Origin of the sequence: Sandarakinorhabdus rubra (genome assembly GCF_010994245.1) — a bacterium.
Classification (GTDB): Bacteria; Pseudomonadota; Alphaproteobacteria; order Sphingomonadales; family Sphingomonadaceae; genus Sandarakinorhabdus; species Sandarakinorhabdus rubra.
The window spans coordinates 1-2,477 of sequence record NZ_WMHO01000299.1 but is presented as its reverse complement, the minus strand read 5'-3'; the positions used below and the strand labels follow the sequence as shown (position 1 = coordinate 2,477).

Below are 2,477 nucleotides of genomic sequence, written 5' to 3'. Positions count from 1 at the left end.
TCCGGCCCCATGCAGTCCGCGATGAAGGTCACCGGCCGCCCCAGCACGGCGCCGAGCGCTGTCGCCACCGGCTTCAGGCTGTTCTTCGTGTCGGGCCCCTTCGGTCGCCCGAAGTGCGACAGCACCGCCACCCGGGCCCCGGCATCGGCCAGCGCGGCGATGGTCGGCACGGCGGCGCGCAGGCGGGTATCGTCGCTCACCGCACCATCGGCCATCGGCACGTTGAGGTCGGCACGGACCAGCACGGTCTTGCCGGCCAGCGCCGGCATGTCGTCGATGGTACGGAATGCGCTCATCGGCTCAGAGGAACTTGCCCATCGCCACGGCGGTATCGGCCATGCGGTTGGAGAAGCCCCATTCATTGTCGTACCAGGCCAGGACGCGCACCATATTGCCGCCGATCACCGCGGTTTCGAGGCTGTCCACGGTCGAGGACGCCGGGCTGTGGTTGAAGTCGATGGAGACCAGCGGCTCGACCGAGAAATCGAGAACACCCTTAAGCTCGCCGGCGGCCGCCGCCTTGAGGATGGCATTGACCTCGTCCTTCGTCGTCGCCCGGCCGCTTTCGAAGGTGAGATCGACCACCGAGACATTTGGCGTCGGCACGCGGATGGCCGAGCCATCCAGCTTGCCCTTCAGCTGCGGCAGCACTTCGCCCACCGCGCGGGCCGCACCGGTGGTGGTGGGGATCATCGACAGCGCGGCAGCGCGGGCGCGGCGCGGATCGTCGTGGATCTGGTCCAGGATCTTCTGGTCGTTCGTGTAGGCGTGGACCGTCGTCATCAGGCCCTTCACGATGCCCAATTCGCGGTCCAGCACCATGGCTACCGGCGCCAGGCAGTTGGTGGTGCACGACGCGTTGGAGACAATATTGTGCTCTGCCGCCAGCTTGCCGTGGTTGACGCCATAGACGACCGTCAGATCGACATTCTTCCCCGGGGCCGAGATCAGCACCTTCTTGGCACCTGCCGCGATGTGCGCGCCGGCCTTGGCGGCATCGGTGAAGAAGCCGGTGCATTCCAGCGCGATGTCCACGCCCATCGCGGCGTGCGGCAGCTTGCCCGGATCGCGCTCGGCGGTCACCGCGATGCGCTTGCCGTTGACCACGATTGTCTCGCCATCGACGCTCACCGTGCCCGGAAACGGCCCGTGCACGCTGTCCCGCGCCAGCAGGCGGGCATTGGCCTCGGGGCTGGCCAGATCGTTGATCGCCACCACCTCGATATCGGTACGGCCCGATTCGATGATGGCCCTGAGCACGTTGCGGCCGATGCGCCCGAAGCCGTTGATTGCAACCTTCACAGCCATTTGTCCGTCCTTCCTCAACGGCCCAGATGGGCCTTCACCCGCGCGGCAATCGCCGGCGCGGTCAAACCATATTCGACATAGAGCCGCTCGGCCGGCGCCGACGCGCCGAAATGATCGATGCCGATATTGAGGCCGTCACTGCCCGTCCAGCGCTCCCAACCCATGGTCACCCCGGCTTCCACAGAGACCTTGAGCACGCCAGCCGGCAGCACATCGGCCCGGTAGCCTTCATCCTGCGCCGCAAACGCCTCCCAGCAGGGCATCGAGACAACGTCACAGCCAATGCCATCGGCCTCCAGCAGGGCGGCAGCTTCGGCGGCGATATGCACTTCCGAACCGGTGGCGATCAGCACGGCGGCGCGAGGGCTCGTAGCCGATTTCAGGCGATACGCCCCCTTCGCCGACCGGTTTTCCGCCACATCGCTGCGCAGCGGCGGCAGGTTCTGGCGCGACAGCGCGAGCACGCTGGGGCGGCTTTCGTCCTTCAGTGCGCAGGCCCAGGCCTCGGCGGTCTCGACCGCGTCGGCAGGCCGCCACACGGCAAGATTGGGCATGGCGCGCAGGGATGCCAGATGCTCGATTGGCTGGTGGGTGGGGCCATCCTCGCCCAGGCCAATGCTGTCGTGGGTCAGCACGTGGATCACGCGCACCTGCTGCAGCGCCGCCAGCCGGATCGCGTTGCGCATGTAATCGCTGAACACCAGGAAGGTGCCGCCATAGGGGATGACGCCGCCGTGCAGCGCCATGCCGTTCATTGCGGCGGCCATGCCGAATTCGCGAATGCCATAATGGACATAACGGCCGCTGTAGTCATCTGCGCTGAACAGCGCCTGGCCCTTGGCCTTGGTGTTGTTGGAGCCGGTGAGATCGGCCGAGCCGCCAAGCAGTTCGGGCAGCGCCGGCACCAGTGCATCAAGCGCGATCTCGCTGGCCTTGCGGGTGGCAATCGTCGGCGGATTGGCGGCCAGGCCCGCCACGTGGGCGGCATAGGCGGCCATGCCCCCGGGCAGTTCACCGGCCATGCGGCGATTGAACTCGGCGGCGTGCGGGCTGGCAGAGGCCCGCGCGTCCCACGCCGCACGCGCCGCCTTGCCGCGCGCGCCCAGCGCCTCCCACCAGGCCTTGATGTCGGCCGGGATCTCGAACGGACCGTGGTTCCAGCCCAGCGC

Annotated in this window: 3 protein-coding genes; all 3 read right to left on the bottom strand. The window is 67.7% G+C overall.

Annotation, left to right across the window (positions count from 1 at the left end):
• A partial coding sequence (pgk, locus tag GJV64_RS13650) for a phosphoglycerate kinase (protein WP_164157932.1) occupies positions 1-296 on the bottom strand: 296 nt, incomplete at its 3' end.
• A 4-nt stretch (positions 297-300) separates the two neighbouring features.
• On the bottom strand, positions 301-1,308 hold the full coding sequence (gene gap / locus GJV64_RS13645) for a type I glyceraldehyde-3-phosphate dehydrogenase (protein WP_164157929.1): 1,008 nt from the start codon (positions 1,306-1,308) through the stop codon (positions 301-303).
• A 14-nt stretch (positions 1,309-1,322) separates the two neighbouring features.
• A partial coding sequence (locus GJV64_RS13640; RefSeq protein WP_328799192.1) for a transketolase-like TK C-terminal-containing protein occupies positions 1,323-2,477 on the bottom strand: 1,155 nt, incomplete at its 5' end.